General features: G+C 57.1%; 14 protein-coding genes. 12 read left to right on the plus strand and 2 right to left on the minus strand.

Annotated elements, in window-relative coordinates; all coding sequences use genetic code 11:
* Window positions 1–10 precede the first annotated feature (10 nt).
* Window positions 11–997, plus strand: a complete 987-nt coding sequence (locus AC3ANW_RS04900) for a Bug family tripartite tricarboxylate transporter substrate binding protein (protein ID WP_488344082.1) — start codon at window positions 11–13, stop codon at window positions 995–997.
* A gap of 56 nt (window positions 998–1,053) precedes the next feature.
* On the opposite strand, the gene rpoD is transcribed toward AC3ANW_RS04900, so the two are convergent.
* Together rpoD and dnaG are read right to left on the minus strand one after the other, a co-directional pair.
* Window positions 1,054–3,453, minus strand: coding sequence for an RNA polymerase sigma factor RpoD (rpoD, locus tag AC3ANW_RS04905; RefSeq protein ID WP_488344083.1), 2,400 nt, complete (start codon window positions 3,451–3,453; stop codon window positions 1,054–1,056).
* 326 nt (window positions 3,454–3,779) lie between these two features.
* On the minus strand, window positions 3,780–5,843 hold the full coding sequence (dnaG, locus tag AC3ANW_RS04910) for a DNA primase (RefSeq protein ID WP_488344084.1): 2,064 nt from the start codon (window positions 5,841–5,843) through the stop codon (window positions 3,780–3,782).
* Window positions 5,844–6,121: 278 nt separating this feature from the next.
* Between dnaG and uppS the strand changes: the two genes are divergently transcribed.
* The 11 genes from uppS to AC3ANW_RS04965 all read left to right on the plus strand — a co-directional run bounded on the left by uppS (window position 6,122) and on the right by AC3ANW_RS04965 (window position 18,899).
* Window positions 6,122–6,823 carry a polyprenyl diphosphate synthase gene (gene uppS, locus AC3ANW_RS04915; protein WP_488344085.1) on the plus strand — a complete coding sequence of 234 codons (702 nt, stop codon included), beginning with the start codon at window positions 6,122–6,124 and terminating at the stop codon, window positions 6,821–6,823.
* A gap of 305 nt (window positions 6,824–7,128) precedes the next feature.
* Window positions 7,129–9,399 (plus strand): SLBB domain-containing protein, encoded by a 2,271-nt coding sequence (locus tag AC3ANW_RS04920; RefSeq protein WP_488344086.1) that lies wholly within the window; start codon window positions 7,129–7,131, stop codon window positions 9,397–9,399.
* Window positions 9,399–10,592 (plus strand): Wzz/FepE/Etk N-terminal domain-containing protein, encoded by a 1,194-nt coding sequence (locus tag AC3ANW_RS04925; RefSeq protein WP_488344087.1) that lies wholly within the window; start codon window positions 9,399–9,401, stop codon window positions 10,590–10,592. Before AC3ANW_RS04920 ends, AC3ANW_RS04925 begins: the two co-directional genes overlap by 1 nt.
* A 26-nt stretch (window positions 10,593–10,618) precedes the next feature.
* On the plus strand, window positions 10,619–11,899 hold the full coding sequence (locus AC3ANW_RS04930; protein WP_488344088.1) for an oligosaccharide flippase family protein: 1,281 nt from the start codon (window positions 10,619–10,621) through the stop codon (window positions 11,897–11,899).
* A gap of 136 nt (window positions 11,900–12,035) precedes the next feature.
* Complete coding sequence (locus AC3ANW_RS04935) at window positions 12,036–13,025, plus strand: hypothetical protein (RefSeq protein ID WP_488344089.1); 990 nt, start codon at window positions 12,036–12,038, stop codon at window positions 13,023–13,025.
* Window positions 13,012–13,779 (plus strand): glycosyltransferase, encoded by a 768-nt coding sequence (locus AC3ANW_RS04940; protein ID WP_488344090.1) that lies wholly within the window; start codon window positions 13,012–13,014, stop codon window positions 13,777–13,779. Before AC3ANW_RS04935 ends, AC3ANW_RS04940 begins: the two co-directional genes overlap by 14 nt.
* Window positions 13,776–14,810 carry a polysaccharide biosynthesis protein gene (locus AC3ANW_RS04945; RefSeq protein ID WP_488344091.1) on the plus strand — a complete coding sequence of 345 codons (1,035 nt, stop codon included), beginning with the start codon at window positions 13,776–13,778 and terminating at the stop codon, window positions 14,808–14,810. Before AC3ANW_RS04940 ends, AC3ANW_RS04945 begins: the two co-directional genes overlap by 4 nt.
* A 2-nt stretch (window positions 14,811–14,812) precedes the next feature.
* Window positions 14,813–15,925 (plus strand): UDP-2-acetamido-2,6-beta-L-arabino-hexul-4-ose reductase, encoded by a 1,113-nt coding sequence (gene wbjC, locus AC3ANW_RS04950; RefSeq protein ID WP_488344092.1) that lies wholly within the window; start codon window positions 14,813–14,815, stop codon window positions 15,923–15,925.
* The gene (wecB, locus tag AC3ANW_RS04955; RefSeq protein ID WP_488344093.1) at window positions 15,922–17,064 is read left to right on the plus strand and encodes a non-hydrolyzing UDP-N-acetylglucosamine 2-epimerase; all 1,143 of its coding nucleotides are present in this window, start codon (window positions 15,922–15,924) and stop codon (window positions 17,062–17,064) included. Before wbjC ends, wecB begins: the two co-directional genes overlap by 4 nt.
* Before the next feature lie 3 nt (window positions 17,065–17,067).
* Entirely contained in the window at window positions 17,068–18,291 is a 1,224-nt protein-coding gene (locus tag AC3ANW_RS04960) for a glycosyltransferase family 4 protein (protein WP_488344094.1), read from the plus strand.
* Window positions 18,288–18,899 carry a sugar transferase gene (locus AC3ANW_RS04965; protein WP_488344095.1) on the plus strand — a complete coding sequence of 204 codons (612 nt, stop codon included), beginning with the start codon at window positions 18,288–18,290 and terminating at the stop codon, window positions 18,897–18,899. The genes AC3ANW_RS04960 and AC3ANW_RS04965 overlap by 4 nt, the downstream gene beginning before the upstream one ends.
* Window positions 18,900–18,907: the final 8 nt, after the last annotated feature.

Raw genomic sequence — 18,907 nt, forward strand, 5'->3', positions numbered from 1 at the left:
GAGACAGACCATGCACACCCCAAACACCTTGCGGCTCGACCGCCGCCGTTTCACCGGCTGGGCCGCCACGGCGCTTGCCGTTCCGGGCGGCGTCTTCGCCCAGCCCGCCGACCGACCATTGCGGGTGATCCTGCCGCTGTCCGCCGGCTCCGGTGCCGACGGCGCGATCCGTGCCATCAGCGCCAGCATGGCCAGATCGTTCGGCCGCCCAGTCGTCATCGAGAACCTGCCCGGTGCCGGCGGCCTCACCGGCACGCTGCAGATCGTGCGGGCGCCCAAGGACGGCCTGACCATCGGCGTGGTGTCCAACAACCATGTGGTGAACCCCAGCGTCTATAAAAACGTCCCCTTCGACGCCATCGCCGACATCACGCCGATCAGCGTGCTGGGTGCCACGCCCTTCGTGCTGGTGACCAACCCGGCAGTGCCTGCGCGCAACGTGCAGGAACTGATCGCGCTGGCCAGGAGCAAACCCGGCGCTCTCAACTATGGCTCGTCGGGCAACGGCACCATTCTCCATCTGGGCGCCCACATGTTCGTCAGCCAGGCCAGGGTCGACATCCACCACATTCCCTACCGCGGCATGGGGCCGCTGATGGCCGACGTGCTGGGCGGCCAGGTGCAGATGGCGGTAGTCGCCGTCGCGCCCGCCGCGCCGCACATAAAAAGCGGCGCGCTGCGGGCCATCGGCGTGACCACCACCAGCCGTGCACCGCAGCTGCCCGATGTGCCCACCATCGCCGAGCAGGGCCTGCCGGACTATGCCCTCGAAGGCTGGATCGCCGCCATCGGCCCGGCGGGCCTGCCGGCCGCTGAAACCGAGCACCTCTACGAAGCCCTGAAGGCCGCCATCGACATGCCCGAGGCCCGCAACGCGCTCATCGCCCAGGGCTACACCATCCGCTGCACTCCGCCCGATGCCAGCAAGGCTTTCTTCCGCACCGAACTCGCGCGCATGACGGCGCTGACCCGGCAGGCCAACGTCACGCTGGAATAGAAAAAGCCCCGCGCATCGCTGCACGGGGCTTCTGTCTTGATGTCGACGCGGCTGGCTTACAGCGTGTCGATGAAGGAACGCAGCTTGTCCGAACGCGAAGGGTGCTTCAGCTTGCGAAGAGCCTTGGCTTCGATCTGGCGGATGCGTTCGCGGGTCACGTCGAACTGCTTGCCGACTTCTTCCAGCGTGTGGTCGGTGGACATCTCGATCCCGAAACGCATGCGCAGCACCTTGGCTTCGCGTGGCGTCAGGCCGTCGAGGATGTCCTTGACGACGTCACGCAGGCCGGCCTGCATCGCGGCCTCGATCGGCGCAGTGTTGGCCTGGTCTTCGATGAAGTCGCCCAGGTGGCTGTCGTCGTCGTCGCCGATCGGCGTTTCCATGGAGATCGGCTCCTTGGCGATCTTCATGATCTTGCGGATCTTGTCCTCCGGGATCTCCATCTTGGCCGCCAGGATGGACGCATCGGGCTCGAAACCAAACTCTTGCAAGTGCTGGCGCGAGATGCGGTTCATCTTGTTGATCGTCTCGATCATGTGCACCGGGATGCGGATGGTGCGCGCCTGGTCGGCGATCGACCGGGTGATGGCCTGGCGGATCCACCAGGTGGCGTAGGTCGAGAACTTGTAGCCGCGACGGTATTCGAACTTGTCCACCGCCTTCATCAGGCCGATGTTGCCTTCCTGGATCAGGTCCAGGAACTGCAGGCCGCGGTTGGTGTACTTCTTGGCGATGGAGATCACCAGGCGCAGGTTGGCCTCGATCATTTCCTTCTTGGCGTCACGCGAAGAAGACTCGCCGGCATTCATGCGGCGGTTGATGTCCTTCAGCTGCGTCAGCGGCACCACCACACGCGACTGCAGGTCCATCAGCTTCTGCTGCAGTTCCTGCACCGGCGGGATGTTGCGGGCCAGCACGGTGCTCCAGGGCTTGCCCGAAGCCGCCTGCTTTTCGACCCACTTGAGGTTCAGCAGGTTGGGCGGGAAATCCTTCACGAAGGTTTCCTGCGGCATGCCGCACTTCTCGACAATGATGCGGCGCAGTTCACGTTCCTTCTTGCGGACGTCTTCCACCTGCGCACGCACCAGGTCGCACAGCTTCTCGATGGTCTTCGCGGTGAAACGAATGGTCATCAGCTCTTCGGAAATGCCGGCCTGCGTTTCCATGTACTTGGCGCCGCCGTAGCCATCCTTGTCGTAGATGCCGTGCATCTTCTCGAACAGGGCGCGCAGGCGGTCGAAGCGGGTGAGGGCTTCGCGCTTGAGTTCTTCGAGCTTCTTGGTCAGCGCCTTGGAGCCGCCCTTGCCGTCGTCGTCGTCTTCTTCGTCGAACTCGTCGAAGTCTTCTTCGGCCACGTAATCGTCGGCTTCGTTGGGGTTGGCGAAACCGTCGACCACGGTCGAGATGACGACCTTGCCTTCGCGGATTTCTTCACCCATGGCCAGGATGGCGGCGATGGTGGCGGGCGATGCGGAAATCGCTTCCATCATGGCCATCAGGCCGCCTTCGATGCGTTTGGCGATCTCGATTTCGCCTTCGCGGGTCAGCAGTTCGACCGTGCCCATTTCACGCATGTACATGCGCACCGGGTCGGTGGTGCGGCCGAATTCGCTGTCCACGGTGGACAGTGCGGCTTCGGCGGCTTCTTCGGCTTCCTCTTCGGTGGCGCCGGTCTGTGCGGTGTTGGTCACCAGCAGGGTTTCGGCGTCGGGGGTCTGTTCGTACACCGCCACGCCGAGGTCGTTCAGCATGGTGATCACGACTTCCAGGGTTTCCTGGTCGATCAGCTTGTCGGGCAAGTGATCGGAGATTTCGCTGTGGGTCAGGAAACCGCGGGTCTTGCCCAGCTTGATCAGCGTCTTCAGGCGCGAACGGCGCTTGGCCATGTCTTCTTCGGACAGGACGGTTTCGTCCAGGCCGAATTCCTTCATCAGCGCGCGTTCTTTCGCCTTGCTGATCTTCATGCGCAGCGGCTTAACCTTTTCGACCACTTCGGTGGTGGAGGCAGCTGGCGTGGTGGCTTCCTCGATTTCGCCTTCGAGGTCGGATTCGATGTCCGACATGTCGGTATCGTCCACCGAAGCGCTGGATGCGGTCGACGACGAAGCGGCTGCCTTCGGCTTGCGGCCGCGTTTTGCCGGCGCGGCGGCGGTGGTTTCGCCGTCAGCTGCAGCGGCAGCCTTGGGAGGGCGGCCCGGCTTTTTCTTGGCGGTGGCAGGAGCGGCGGCAGCGCTTGCAGCCTTCAGGATTTCGTCGGCGGCAGCCTTGAGCGAAGCTTTGGTGGACACGGATTGAGGGGCTTTCTTGGCGGCAGCGGCAGCAGACGGCTTCGTGGCGGAAGCCTTGGGTGCGGCACTGGCAGCGGGTTTCACCGAGGTCGTTGACGACTTCTGTAGTTTGGTGGCTTGGGCCGAAGCAACAGGCTTGGAAGACTTCGCGGGCTTTTGAACAGGCATGAACACCTCAACTCAAAAAAAACTCAACACAAAGAAAAACAACGTGGCGCCACGACCCGGCGCGAGAAAGGCAAACCACGAACCAGTGGCGGAAACCGATGGTTCTAGGTGCCGTGCACATCACATGCAAAACACCCGGCTGCCGGTAGATGGGGGAGTCTTCCCCCGACGACAAGATGTAGGGCGATCATTTGGAATGCAGCCCTTGCGGTGGATGTGGCCGGTTGCGCGCGGTGGCGTCGGTGGGCCTGTTTCCGGAGGTACTGCTGTCGCTCTTGCCGTCAGCAACCTGACATTATAGCTTTTTGCCAGAAATCAAGAGGCCGTCAAGCAGGTTTCGGCGTTGATTCCAATGACTTTCTTCGTAGCTGCAGCGCGCGCCACCGATCGCCGGCTTCGGGGTCGGTGCCGATGGCGGCCAGCGCCGCGTTTTCCTGCGCCTTCAGCTGTTCGACCAGCATGCGGTTCAGCACATCACGCAGTTCGCCCAGCAGGTCGCGCGGCTCGGCTTCCAGTTCGGCCTGCGGTCCGGTCATCACCCGCAGCGCGGTTTCTTCGCCCGGATGCCCGGTCAGGCCTTCGCGCAGCGCCGCCCAGGGCTGCGGGCCGTGTTCGTGCAGCTGGCCTTCCAGCCAGGTGAACAGCGGCCCGTGAGGCGGGGGCAGGGCGCTGAGCAGTTGCTGGTCTTCGTGCGACAGGCTGTCCAGTGCGTCGTGGTGCAGCAGCAGCAGGCGCGCCGCAGTGTCGGCCCGGGTGATGCCGGGCGTGCGCGGGCCGCGCGATGGCGGCTCGGCATAACGGTCCAGCGGCTCGGGTTTCTTCCACTTGCCGTCCGGCCCCCTGGTCCAGCGACCGCCATCGCCGAAGCCGTTGCCGCCCCCGCCACCGATGCGTTTGCGCGGCGTGAACGGCTGTCGTGGCGCATGGTGGTCTGCCACGACGTCGCCGTAATCGGGCGGTTCGGCCATGAACACGAAGTCGTCGTCCAGCGGCGGAAACGAAGGCGGCTGGCCGTACGGCGGATAACCCTGGTGCGGCGCTTGCGATTCGACCGGCCGTTTGTCTCCGCGCTGCGGAACGCCCCACATCTGCACCAGTTGCTGCACATCGATCTGCACCGCGGCCGCGATGTCGGCCTGGATCTGCAGGCGCAACACGCCCTGCGGCATGGCCATCCACAAGGGCCGCGCCTGGTTGGCCATGCGGGCCCGGCCTTCCGCCGTGCCGGTGTCGCAGTCTTCCCGCGCGGCATCGACCATGAAACGGCTGAGCGGCACGGCTTCGTCGATCTGTCTGGCGAAGGCTTCCTGTCCTTCGGCGCGGATGAAACTGTCCGGATCGTGTTCTGCCGGCAGGAACAGGAAACGTACCGAGCGGGTGTCGCTGGCAAAGGGCAGGGCGGCTTCCAGCGCCTTGCGCGCTGCGCGCCGCCCGGCGTTATCGCCGTCGAAACTGAACACCACCGTGTCGGTGAACCGGAACAGCTTCTGCACATGGTCGGCGGTGCAAGCCGTGCCCAGCGTGGCCACCGCATTGGCAAAGCCCAGCTGGGCCAGCGCCACCACGTCCATATAACCTTCGGTAACCAGCGCAAAACCTTTCTCGCGCAAGGCGTTGCGGGCTTCGAACAGGCCGTAGAGCTCACGGCCCTTGCTGAAAACCGGGGTCTCCGGCGAGTTGAGGTACTTGGGTTTTTCATCGCCCAGCACCCGGCCGCCGAAACCGATGCATTCGCCCTTCACGTTGCGGATGGGGAACATCACCCGGTCGCGGAACCGGTCGTAGCGCTTGCGCTGCGATTCAGGAACATCTTCGGCCGCCTCGCCTGCGATCACCAGGCCGCTTTCGACCAGCAGCGGGTCGTCGTACTGCGGGAAGGTGCTGGCCAGCGACCGCCAGCCCTCGGGCGCGTAACCCAGGCCGAAACGCTGGGCCACCACGCCCGAAACCCCGCGGCCCTTGAAATATTGCACCGCCTTCGGTGACGCTCGCAGGTGTTTGCGGAAGGCCTCGCCAGCTTTTTCGAGCACGTCCGACAGCGTCGCCTGTTTCTGCCGCTGGGCGGCGGCGCGTTCACGTTCCTGCGGCGAAACATCGTCTTGCGGCACCACCAGGCCAGCCTGCTGGGCCAGGTCCTGCACGGCTTCCACAAAGGTGGCGCCGGTGTATTCGGTGAGGAACTTGATGGCGTCGCCGCTCGCTCCGCAGCCGAAGCAGTGATAGAACTGCTTGACCGGGCTGACGGAGAAGGATGGCGACCTTTCATCATGAAAGGGACACAATCCCATGAAGTTGGCGCCGCCCTTGCGCAGGGTGACGTGACGGCCCACTACCTCGACCACGTCGGTGCGTGCGATGAGCTCCTGGATGAACGATGCTGGTATGGCCACGGCAGATTATCGATGGGTGCCTGCTGTCACGAGAAGAGCGGTAACCAACAAGTAAATTAGACTATGACCCATGCAAGTGTGAGAATTTGCAATCTCCACGATAGCTTTTCAAATTGCGGGCACACTGCCCGCCCACTTCCCCGCGCGTCTGGCGCCGCCATCAGAAAGCTTGTGACGAGATGAAGCCCAAAGGGGTTGATGACGCCCTGGCGTTACAAAAAGATGCGTCTGGCGCCCGTCCGCCGGACACGTCAATACCGCGCCACGTCGCCATCATCATGGATGGCAATCGGCGCTGGGCGCGCCAGCGCGGGCTGCCCCAGATGATGGGTCACGCCAGCGGTGCACGCCGTATCCGCCCGCTGGTCGAACGTTGCATGGCGGCGGGCGTCGAGTGCCTCACCCTGTTTGCATTCAGCACCGAAAACTGGCGCCGCCCCGAACAGGAAGTGTCCGGCCTTACCAAGCTGTTCCTGCGTTATCTGCGCAAGGAAGCCGGCGACCTGCATTCCCGCGGCATCCGCCTGAAAATCATCGGCGACGTCAGCGCCTTCGACCAGCCGCTGTGCCAGCTGTTCGAAGAAGTCGAATCGCTAACCCAGGGAAACAGCCGCATGACCCTGTGCGTCGCCGTCAACTACGGCGGCCGCTGGGACATGCTGCGCGCCACCCGCAGCTGGATGCTGGCCAACCCCGGCGTCTCGCCCGACCTGCTGGACGAGACCGCCCTCGAGCCCTACCTGAGCACCGCCGGCCTGCCCGACCCCGACCTGCTCATCCGCACCGGTGGCGAGGTGCGTGTCAGCAACTTCATGCTGTGGCAGATGGCCTATACCGAGATGTATTTCACGGAGACGCTGTTTCCGGCGTTCACCGTCCAGAGGCTGGACGAATCGCTCGTATGGTTCGCCGGCCGCAACCGGCGTTTTGGTGCGTCCGACCCACCGCCCAAAGAGCCGGACCTGCGCGCCTCGGCCTGATGCCGAGGCCGTTGCCGGCCTGCCCCGATCCTTACGCCCCGCCTACCTCCGTTTTCTGTTCAGCCCGTGCCGAACGATGACTTCTTGAAGATCCCATGACCGTTAAACATCCCTTGCTTCGCATGGTGAGCCGCTTGCTGGCCGCCGGTTTGTGTGTCGCCCTGGCCACCGGCCCGGCCCAGGCGCAATTCTTTCTAGGCAACATCGGCTCGACCGGCCCGGCCACCGCGACCAGCGGAAGCACCTCGAGCAGCAGCGGCCTCGGCGGAACGGCGGGCGCAGCGGGCGGCACCGGCACGGGCGGCGTGGGCGGCCTGGGCGGCAATGGCGCAACCGGCGGCGGCGTCAACGCCAACGGCAATACCAATACGAACGACAGCGGGAACCCGGCCAGCGGCGGCAACCGCCTCGACGCCAACCGCAACTCGCTGAACCGTGGCGGCGGCAACCGGGCTGCCAACGCAGCGGACGGCGACACCACCAACCCCGAAGCCACCGCGGACCGGCCAAATAACCGTTCGCGCAGCCGTGCACCGGCCAGCGTCAGCCAGTTCCAGCAGTTCGTCCAGCAAGCCACCGGCCGCCTGTTGCCGATCTACGGCAGCGAGCTGTTCGGCGCACCGCAAGTGGCCTACACGCCTGATTCCAGTTCGCCTGCACCGTCCGACTATGTCCTCGGCCCCGGCGACGAGGTCAAGCTTCAGGTATGGGGCGGCGTCGACTACGACGGCACCCTGACCATCGACCGCAACGGCCAGGTCGCCATCCCGCGCGCCGGAGTCGTCAACCTGGCAGGCGTGAAGGAAAAGGACGTCGAAAACGCGCTGCGCTCGCAGCTCGGCAAGACCTTCACCAACTTCAACCTCAACGCCAACCTCGGTCGCCTGCGCACCATCCAGATCTATGTGGTCGGCCAGGCACAGCAACCGGGCACCTTCACCCTGTCGAGCCTGAGCACCCTGGTCAACGCGGTGTTCGCCAGCGGCGGCCCCAACGCCAACGGCAGCATGCGCAACATCGAATTGCGTCGTGGCGGAGCCAAGGTCACCACGCTGGACCTGTACAACTTCATCGGCACCGGCAGCAAGAGCGGCGATGTTGCCCTGCAGCCGGGCGACGTCATCGTCATCCCACCGGTCGGCCCGCGTGTGGCCATCACCGGCGCGCTGGACCAGGCGGCCATTTATGAACTGAAGGGCAATGAAAGCTCGCTGAGCAGCATCCTCGCCCTGAGCGGCGGTGTGCCGACCCTGGCCGCGACGGGCAAGGCATTGGTCGAACGTGTGGTGCCGGGAATGGTGCCGCCACGCCAGGTGCAGGACGTGGCGCTGGACCAGGCCGGCCTGCAACTGCCTTTGCGTGACGGCGACATCATTACCCTGCTGGGCATCAGCCCGGCCTTCAACAATGCAGTCACGCTGCAAGGCAATGTGGCGGCCCCGCTGCGTTATCGCTGGTTCCCCGGCATGAAACTGCGAGACCTGATCCCGGAGCGGGATGCGTTGATTACTGCAGATTATTACCAGCGCAAGAACCTGCTGGTGCAGAGCGTGGATACGTCCAAGGCGGCGGGCAACACCATCGACACCCGTGTTCGCAGCATGGTGGACCAGATCAACTGGGACTATGCGGTCATCGAGCGGCTGGATCGGCAGGAGCTGCGGACGGTGTTGATTCCGTTCAGCCCCGGAAAGTTGCTGATGCAGGGCGACGATACGCAGAACCTGCCTCTCCAATCGGGTGATGTGGTCACCATCCTCAGCCAGAAAGATCTGCAACTGCCGGTGCTGCGCCAGACGCGCATGGTTCGGCTGGAAGGGGAGGTTGCAGCTGCCGGCTTGTACGAGGTGCGCCCAGGAGAAACCTTGCGCCAGTTGGTCGAACGCGTCGGTGGCTTGACGCCGCAAGCCTATGTATTCGGCACCAATATCGACCGCGAATCGGTTCGCAAGAAACAACAAGAGAATCTGGATCAGTTGATTCGGCGGCTGGAGCAGCAGCAGCAAAGCCAGATTTCGTTCCTTCTGGCTAACCGGACCAATGTTGATGCTGTCGTACTGCAGCAGCAGCAAATCCTGGCTCGTAGCCAAGTTGAAAGCCTGCGCAAGTTGCGTAGTGATGGTCGTATTGCGCTGGAACTGAATCCCAAACAACAGACGGTCGCCGCATTGCCGGACTTACCGCTGGAAGATGGCGATCACATCCTTGTGCCCGCAACGCCTGGATTCGTCAGTGTGGTCGGCGCTGTGAACAACGAGAACGTATTTATCTATAAGGCCGGCAAGACAGTGGCTGAAGTTGCCCAGTCGGCGGGTGTGCGTGAAGAGGCAGATAAGGATCAGATGTTCGTGCTGCGCGCAGACGGAAGCATCGTGGCGCGGCGGGACTCGGGTGGATTCTTTGGTGGCGGGTTTGATGGTTTGAATTTGATGCCTGGCGATACGGTCGTTGTGCCGGAGAAGCTTGATCGAGAAACTACGCGGAATTTCGTGGTGCGACAGTTGAAGGATTTCACGCAGATTCTTTCGCAGTTTGGTTTGGGTGTGGCAGCAATCAAGGTGATTAAGGACCTGTAATGGAGCACCTCGATAAAAATTATGCGATATCCGAAACTGAAGCAATTGCAAAAGACGAAATTCATTTGCTCGACCTTTTGATAGTAATATTTGAGAATATTCGGCTGTTGATTTTGGGGCCTTTGCTGGCCGGCCTAGCGGCCGTTGCGATTTCATTCGGGATTACGCCAAAATTTACTGCATCGACAAGATTTTTGCCTCCGCAGCAACAACAAAGCGCTGCGTTGAGTATGTTGCAGTCACTAGGTTCTCTAGGCGGACTCGCAGGTGCCGCCACAGGCATAAAAAATCCGAACGATCAATTCATTGCTCTGCTTCAATCGAAAGCAGTTGGTAATTCGCTGGTTGATCAATTTGATCTTTTGCGGCGGTACGGGGAGGATTTTCGACAGGATGCATTGGGCGAGTTGAAGAAAAATACCAACATTCAAAGCGGTAAAGATAATCTCATCGCTATCGATTTTGATGATGTGGATCCCAAGGTGGCCGCTGCCATCGCGAACGCTTACGTTCATGAACTGGAAAAACTTCTTGGGCGGCTTTCCCTAACAGAGGCACAGCAGCGTCGGACGTTTTTTGAAAAGAAGATGGTTTCGGCAAAAGATGCACTTGTTAAGGCAGAACAAAATTTAATAGCGAGCGGCGTCAGCGTATCCGTTCTTAATGCAACTCCTCAGACGGCACTTGGTGCACTCGCTCAATTGAAAGCTCAGGTCACGGCGCAGGAAGTCAGAATTGCTTCATTGCGGAGCTACCTGACTGACTCGGCTCAGAAGTTGCAACAAGCTGTTGCAGAGTTGACGGCATTGAGAGCGCAATTAAAGGCCGCAGAGCGTGAGCAACCGGCCATTTCGGGAAATAGTGATGCTTATATTGCAAAACTTCGGGAGTTCAAATATCAAGAGGTTTTGTTTGATTTGTTTGCTAAGCAATATGAGATAGCTCGAGTTGATGAAAGCAGGGAGGGCTCTACCATTCAAGTTATCGATGCGGCAACTCCTCCTGAAAAAAAGAGCAAGCCGAAGCGGGCAATTATTGGTGTGATTGCAGTGTTCACGGCTGAATTTGCATTGCTTGTGTTCGTGTTTCTTCGCTATGGTTTTCGCAACGCGAGCGGAAATCCACTCTCTGCGCAAAAGCTGTTTAGGCTAAAAGTTTTGATCAGGCAAGCTCTTGGTCGTCGGTTGAATTAAAAATTGCCGCAAGTATTTGCTGACCAATGAACCCGCATCGTTCTGTGTCTCAGAGTAGCTACGCCCGAAATGTTATTACATTAATGACGGGGACAGGCATTGCGCAGGCCATCCCTATTGCAATTAGCCCTATCCTCACGCGGCTTTACAGTCCTAGTGAATTCGGTATGTTTGCGGTCTATATGGCATTGGCAGCAGTGCTTTCCGAGTTGGTTACCGGGCGTTATGAAATGGCGATTTTATTGCCAAAACATGACAGCGAGGCTATTAATATTGCGGTACTTGCTGCTGCATTAAGTGTCGGTATAAGCACGCTGTTGTTCGCTTTTATTTTCCTTTTTAATTTGCAAATCGCAGAGCTTCTCGGCGAGCCAAAGTTGGCGGTATGGTTGTATTGGATACCCTTATCTACTATGTTGATGGGTGTTTATCAAAGTCTGAATTATTGGAGTAACCGAAAGTCCCATTATCGATTGCTCGCAGTGAGTAGGACGCTCCAAAGTGGGGCAACGTGCGCGACCCAGTTAACGGCCGCATATGCAGGGGCAGGTGCTGCTGGATTAGTCAGTGGACAAATTGCTGGTCAAGCAATTTTGACGGTTGTGCTAGGCGCTTCATTTAAACGTGAAAATTACCATTTGTTTCGTCGCATTAAATGGCAACGGATATTTAAATTGGCGAGACAGTATAGAAAATTTCCACAGTTCCTTGTCGCTGCTCATGCTTTTAGCGCTGCATCTAGGAATTTGCCGGTGATGCTTATGAGCATTTTTGTCGGTGCGGCTGCGTCCGGATTTTATATGCTTGTGCAACGGGTTCTAAGCACGCCGATGGTCTTGATTGCTGGCGCGCTGAATGACGTCTTCCGGCAAGAAGCTAGTCAAATTTATATAACTACAGGTGACTGTCGAGTGGTATATCGTAAAACGTTTCGGAACTTGGCTTTGATCTCCGTGGTCCCATTTGCGCTCTTTTTTTTACTGGCGCCGGTAATCTTTTCTTTTGTCTTTGGAGAAAACTGGCGAGTGGCGGGTGAGTATGCGCGAATATTGACTCCAATGTTTTTTCTTCAGTTTTTGACAAATCCGTTGAGTTCGATGTACATGATTGCGGGCAAGCAAAAAAATGACCTTGTCTGGCAACTCAGTCTTTTTGTCCTTGCCGGCGCATCTTTCTACATTGGAAATTGGTTTGGAGGTGTAAAGATAGCATTAATGGCATTTTCTCTTGCATATTGCTTTATGTATGTGCTGAATGGGGTTGCTTCATATAAATTTGCCTGTGGCAACGCGGCGGTTGCCAATTGAAGTGCCTATCTTTAAATAAGAAGTACCCATCTCGAATGGCGGGTATAAGTTTCATACAGCTGCGTTTTTTCCATGGCACTAGGCACTTATATGGTTGCCGTCAGACGCATAGGCGACCGAAGAGGAACAGCGTTGTATGAATACCATCTCACTCAAATCTGAGCGCTTATATGGAAATCGTTGGGCCTTAACATTTCCGGCTCCGGCATCCAAAGCCATAGTGTTGGCGATAATCGGTTTTGTTTTTAGCCTTATTCTCTCGCCATATTATTATCGTGGTGATCAGGAGTTTTATCATATTCTATATGAGAATATTCGAGGATACGACTCGTGGGCCGAAAAATTTGTTTATTACAAGCTGACGATTGACGCGGCTGAGCCTGCTTATTTGTTTATTGTTAATTACGCAAGTTTGTTTTTTGAAAAAAACTTCTTTTTTTCAATGATAAACGGTTCATTTTTTGGGATTGTTTGTTATTTCTTCGCCAAAAATCGAAGAAGTATTCTTTTTTGTCTTCTTCTTCTTCTGAACTTTTATTTAATTACCCTCGGTTTTTCTGCGGAAAGATTGAAGATGGGGTTATTTATTTTCTTTGCGGCGTTTCTTTTTACTGGGTACAAAAGATACGTGTTGGTGACCCTGGCTTGCTTATGTCAGTTTCAGTTGACTGTTTTGGCTGCCTCGGTAATTCTGGCACATGTGCCAAAAATTGATATCAAGAAAGAGCACGTGGCTGGATTGCTTGTGTTTTTGATATTTTTGGTATTCCTATTGACTAGGGTCGATTTTGGTGCCATCGCGGCGCATTTGGAAGGTAAGTCGGCGGCCTACGCTGATGAGGGATGGGGCGGTTTTGGCGCTTTGATAAAGCCGTTGATTTTTATGCTTGGCGCGCTCATATGCCGCAAGGAGAAGATTCAGGTTTTCTTAGGCTTTTTACCAATTTTGGTCGGGGCTTATCTCTTTGGGTCTGAGCGTTTTGCCATATTTGCTTTTGTGGCAATGATGTATTGTGCCGGGCCAAGATCGCTAAAATGCAATCTTGTGGCCATCCCTGCCATGATGTATTTTGCTTATGGTGGATTAGAATTTATTATGGAGTTCTTGAAAAATGGTACCGTCTAAGACTGTGCCGGGCACCACGGCGGGTGTTTGTCTCGCGTCGTACAACGGCGAAAGATTCATCAGGCAGCAACTCGAATCCATTGTTCAACAAATACATCCGGTCGATAGCATTGTTGTTTCTGATGATGCTTCGAAAGACTCTACGGTTTTCATTGTTCAGTGTCTGGATTCTCCAAAAATTAATCTAATTGAGAACACGATTAACTTGAGGCATGTCAGGAATTTCGAGCGTGCGTTGGTTAATAATTTTTCTGATATCGTTTTCTTATCTGATCAAGACGATTTGTGGGCGGTAGAAAAGGTTCAACATGTGATGGATGTCTTTCAAAAAAATCCAGATGTTGTCTTGATCCACCACGATCTGGACCTGATTGACGAGGCAGGTGGAGCTATTTCTAACGGATATATTCCTCTGTCTCCGGGCGTGCAGAATTCCTTTAATTTTTTACTGCAGGAAGTCACTAGGCCACGTGTGTTTGGTTGTGCAATGGCTTTTCGGAAATCACTTCTGCCTATTCTTTTGCCATTTCCTTCGGCTGCGTATGCGCATGACCACTGGATTGCTGCTGCTGCTGCCTGTGCAGGGAGAATCTATTTTCTCGATGAGGGTTTGGTAAAATATCGCCAACACGCTAATAATTTAACGCCAAAATCACGCAGAACGGTATTCGCAATTGTGAAGAGCCGGATTTTGTTTTTGAAGATGATTGCGATTGCTTTTGTTCGCAGTCGTCAAGTTAGGAGGTCAAAATGAATCACAACGATACTTTGCTCATTACCGGCGGCACCGGGTCTTTCGGAAACGCAGTTCTGAGGCGTTTTCTTTCCACGGATATCGGTGAAATCCGTATTTTCAGCCGCGACGAGAAAAAGCAGGACGACATGCGGAAGCTCTACCGCAGTCCCAAGCTCAAGTTCTATATCGGTGATGTGCGGGAATCTCGCTCCATCGCCGACGCGATGCGCAACGTCGATTACGTTTTTCATGCCGCTGCGCTGAAGCAGGTGCCGTCCTGCGAGTTCCACCCGATGGAAGCCGTCCGCACCAACGTCTACGGCACTGACAACGTGTTGACCGCCGCAATCGACGCCGGCGTCAAGCGGGTGGTTTGCCTCAGCACCGACAAGGCCGTGTATCCCATTAACGCCATGGGTATCTCCAAGGCCATGATGGAAAAGGTAATGGTGGCCAAGTCCCGCAATCTGGAGGGCACCGGCACCACTATTTGTGGCACCCGCTACGGCAATGTGATGGCCTCGCGTGGCTCTGTCATTCCGCTGTTCGTGAACCAGGTCCTTAAGGGCGAGACGATCACGGTGACCGACCCCGCCATGACGCGTTTCATGATGACGCTGGACGATGCGGTCGAACTGGTGCTGTATGCGTTCGAGCACGGCAACAACGGCGACATCTTTGTTCAGAAGGCTCCCGCCGCCACTGTCGAAGTACTGACCCAAGCGATTCTTCAACTGATGAAGAAGCCCGATCACGAGGTCCGCGAAATCGGCACCCGCCACGGCGAGAAGCTTTATGAAGCGCTGTTGAGCCGCGAGGAGATGGCCTCGGCGGTGGACATGGGTGACTACTACCGCGTGCCGCCAGACGGCCGGGATCTCAACTATTCCAAATTCGTGGAGCAGGGCGAAGAAAAAATCAGCCATGCCGACGACTACAACTCCCACAACACCCATCGGCTGGATGTCGAGGGCATGAAGACGCTTCTGCTGAAGCTGAACTTCATGCAGCGCATCGCCAGGGGCGAACACGCTGTCGCAGAGGACTGATCGTGGCCAATATCGTTGTTACCGGGGCCGACGGTTTTGTTGGCAAGAACCTTTGCCTGCGCGCACGCGAGTCCGGGCATGTGGTGGCCCCCATCGTGCGTACCAGCACCGACGCCGAACGGGCGGTTGCGTTGGCGTCGGCCGACATCGTGTTCCATCTGGCGGGCGTAAACCGCCCGGAGACCGAAGACGAGTTCGCCACCGGCAATACCGACAGCACACGCCAGCTGTGCGAGCAACTGCAGGCCACCCGGCGTCCGGTGGCGGTGGTGTTGTCCTCTTCCACCCAGGCCGCGCTGGACAACGCCTATGGCCGCAGCAAGAAGGCCGCCGAAGACGTGGTGCTGGCTTACGGTCAGCAGACCGGCGCGCCGGTGCATGTGTTCCGGTTGCCCAATGTGTTCGGCAAGTGGTGCCGGCCGCAGTACAACTCGGCAGTCGCGACCTTCTGCCACAACATCGCCCGCGACCTTCCGGTAAAGATCAACGATCCGGCTTCTGCCCTACGGCTTGTGTATATCGACGATGTGGTCGATACCTTTTTAGGTCTGATCTCATCGCCGGCATCGGAAACTGGTTTTGCTGAAGTGGCAACGGTTTATGAAACGACTGTCGGCGAAGTGGTGGACATATTGCGCAGCTTCTCCGAGATGAGGCAAACGTTGGTGACGCCAGCGGTTGGCACAGGCTTTGTCCGAGCCCTCTATTCCAGCTACATCAGCTATTTGCCGCCGGACCGATTCGCCTATGAGGTGCCTCGTCACGGCGACCCGCGCGGTACTTTCGTCGAAATGCTCAAGACGAAAGACAGCGGCCAGTTCTCCTATTTCACCGCGCACCCAGGTATTACCCGTGGCGGCCACTACCACCACAGCAAGACAGAGAAGTTTCTGGTCATCAAGGGCAAGGCGAGATTCGGTTTCCGGCATGTGATCACAGGAGAGTTGTACGAGGTCTTTACCGAGGGCGGCGCGGCACAGATCGTCGAGACGGTGCCCGGCTGGACCCATGACATCACCAATATCGGCGAAGACGAAATGATCGTCATGCTCTGGGCCAACGAGATCTTTGATCGAGAACGGCCCGACACCATCGCCATGAAAGTTGCACCATGAGCACCCTCGTCAAGAAACTCAAAGTGGTGACCGTTGTCGGCACCCGTCCCGAGATCATTCGTCTCTCCCGTGTGATGGCACGCCTGGACGAGCATTGCGAACATGTGCTGGTGCATACCGGCCAGAACTACGACTACGAGCTGAACCAGGTCTTCTTCGACGACCTGGGTGTTCGCAAGCCGGATTATTTTCTGGGTGCCGTTGGCGAGTCCGCCGCGCAGACCATCGGCAACCTGATTTCGCTGGTCGACAAGGTATTGGTGGACGAGAAACCCGAAGCCATGCTGGTTCTGGGTGACACCAACAGCTGTCTTTCTGTCATCCCGGCCAAGCGCCGCAAGATTCCCATCTTCCATATGGAAGCGGGCAATCGCTGTTTCGACCAGCGTGTGCCAGAAGAAACCAATCGTCGCATCGTCGACCACACGGCTGACATCAACCTCACCTACAGCAGCATCGCCCGTGAATACCTGCTGCGTGAAGGTCTGCCGCCCGACATGGTGATCAAGACCGGCAGCCCGATGTTCGAGGTGCTGACGCATTACCGTCCGCACATCGATGCGTCCGACGTGCTTTCGCGCCTGGGTCTGGAAGCGGGCAAGTTCTACGTGGTCAGCGCGCATCGAGAAGAAAACATCGATTCCGAATTGAATTTCGGCAAGCTGGTTTCCGTGCTGAATGCCGTGGCTGAAGACAGCGGTTTGCCGGTCATCGTCTCGACCCATCCACGCACCATGAAACGGGTCGAGGCGACGGGTGCCAAGTTTCATGCCAACGTTCGTTTGCTGAAGCCGTTGGGGTTTCACGATTACGTGCATCTGCAGTTGTCCGCCAAGGCTTCCTTGTCCGACAGCGGCACCATCAACGAGGAATCATCCATTCTCAACTTCCCGGCGCTCAACCTGCGTGAAGCGCATGAAAGGCCGGAAGGCATGGAAGAGGCGGCCGTGATGATGGTCGGCCTGAATGTCGAGCGTGTGCGCCAGGCCTTGGCGGTGCTCGACGGCCAGCCGCGTGGCAATGAGCGTCTGCTGCGACAGGTGGCCGACTACAGCATGCCGAATGTTTCGGACAAGGTGCTTCGCGTGATTTTAAGCTATACGGATTATGTGAACCGGATAGTTTGGCGGAAATACTGATTAATGAAAAAACGTGTTCTTCTTCTGACGCAATGGTTTGATCCAGAACCGACTTTCAAGGGTATTGTTTTCGCGCGAGAACTGGTGCGACAGGGTTTTGATGTCGAAGTGGTTACTGGATTCCCCAATTACCCTGGTGGCAAGGTCTATCCGGGTTACCGAATCAGAGCCCTGCGGCGAGAACTTATCGATGGCGTGCAGGTGACCCGTGTGGCCCTTTACCCTGATCATGGCCAGTCCGCAATTAAAAGAATAATGAATTACGCAAGCTTCGCGGCATCTGCGTTTTTTTACATCATGTTTTTTGCGAAAAAAGCCGATGTGATGTATGCATACCACCCACCGTTAACGGTGGGTGTGACTGCGGGCGCCATTCGTCTATTAAAGAGAATTCCCGTGGTCTACGATATCCAGGACATGTGGCCAGATACGTTGCGGGCGACCGGCATGATCAAAAACCAACGTGTACTCGGAGTGGTTGCGCGAGTATGCGACTGGGTCTACAAGAGGATGGATCATCTGGTAGTTCTGTCTCCAGGGTTCAAGAAGTTGCTGATGCAGCGCGGCGTACCTGCAGACAAGATAGAAATTATCTATAACTGGGCAGATCAAAAATCTTTAGGCTCGCCGACCGGAACGCTTCCGACAGGATTTCCAGGTAAAGAATATTTTCGTATCCTGTTTGCTGGAAATATTGGAAAGGCACAAGGGCTTGATGCTGTTCTGGATGCGGCTGCCATTTTGCAGGCACGAGGCTCGAATGTCTGTTTTGTCTTTTTGGGCGGCGGAGTCGAGGTCGAGAGATTGAACAAACGTGCTGGGCAAATGACGCTAGGAAATGTGGTTTTTCTCCCGCCGGTTTCGATGGGAGAGGTCGGTACATTTCTGAATGCGGCCGAAGCCTTGCTGGTACATCTTAGGGCAGACCCCCTTTTTACGATAACCATACCGTCCAAAACGCAGGCGTACATGGCTGCAGGCAAACCCATATTAATGGCGGTCGACGGTGATGCTGCCGACCTCGTAGCAGAGTCCGGTGCCGGTTTTCTTGCAAAGTCGGAGGATGCCGAGGCCATAGCGACCAGTGCAGAAAATCTTTCGAATTTGAGTGCGGCGGAGCTAGGGAAAATGGGCTCTAGAGCGGCATCTTTTTACAAGGAAAAACTTGCGCTGGACGTCGGGGCGGCAAAGTTCGCTGCAGCTTTTAATCGCTTGGTGGAAAAATGAAGCGCGTGTTCGATTTCGTGATGGCTTTGTTGGCCCTGACGTTTTTTTTCATTCCGCTGGTGCTGCTCGCTTGGCTGGTGCGAAAGAAATTGGGTAGTCCAGTCTTTTTTCGACAAACGCGACCGGGGCTGCACGGCAAGCCGTTTCAGATGATCAAGTTTCGCTCCATGACGGATGAGAAAGACGCGGATGGTGCGCTGCTGCCCGACGCTGTCCGCTTGACCGCCTTCGGGAAAATGCTGCGTTCCAGCAGCCTCGACGAATTGCCTGGACTTTGGAGCGTATTGAAAGGCGACATGAGCATCGTGGGTCCACGCCCACTCTTGATGAGCTATTTGCCGCTTTATTCGCCCGAGCAAGGGCGCCGTCACGATGTGCGTCCGGGCATTACTGGCTGGGCGCAAGTAAATGGCAGGAATGCCCTGAGCTGGGAACAAAAATTTGACTTCGATGTTTGGTACGTCGATCACCAATCCTTTCTTCTGGATTTGAAAATTATTGCGCTTACCATAAAGAAAGTTTTTGTCCGCGAAGGGATCAGCGCAACAGGCGAGGCAACAATGCCGATGTTCCGCGGAACCAAAACAAGTGCGAATACGGACGAGTAAGCGGCCCG

The organism is Xylophilus sp. PBN-3R (assembly GCF_057747805.1).